This window comes from Adlercreutzia sp. DFI.6.23, assembly GCF_024462535.1.
Lineage (GTDB): Bacteria > Actinomycetota > Coriobacteriia > Coriobacteriales > Eggerthellaceae > Adlercreutzia > Adlercreutzia rubneri.
The window spans coordinates 1-434 of record NZ_JANGBP010000097.1; the positions used below are offsets into that span (position 1 = coordinate 1).

The 434-nt window shown below is 67.7% G+C and carries 1 protein-coding gene; it reads right to left on the reverse strand.

Annotated elements, in window-relative coordinates; all coding sequences use genetic code 11:
- Window positions 1-90 precede the first annotated feature (90 nt).
- A partial coding sequence (locus tag NE591_RS12505) for a solute carrier family 23 protein (protein ID WP_305145250.1) occupies window positions 91-434 on the reverse strand: 344 nt, incomplete at its 5' end.

The window sequence follows — 434 nt, forward strand, 5'->3', positions numbered from 1 at the left end:
GCTTCACGTGGCCCGGCAACGTGCGGGTGCGCGGCAACCGGGCGAGCGCGAACTTGGCGGGCCAGCCCTGGGTGCGCGAGCGCAATCTCCTTACTTGGGAGGGGGAGAGCTCACCCGCTTCCCGAAGCACGTGCACAGCACGACCACGAAGAAGGCCACCCCCGCCACAACGAGCGTCTGACACAGCGTCTCGCCCTCGGGCACGGTGAGCGCCTCCGAAACCGCCGGGGTAGCCAGGCCGCAGCCAATAACGAAGATGATCTCGGCCATGACCACCGTGGGAATGAGCCGATCGATCCAGCGCGTCCCCGTCTTGCGCACCACCAGAGCGCACACGACGAATACCAGACCGGCCCCCACTATGGCCGAGCCGACCCCGGCCGCCCCCGCCGTAGCGCTCGCAATAACCACTGGCCCCACGAAACTGAAGGAAG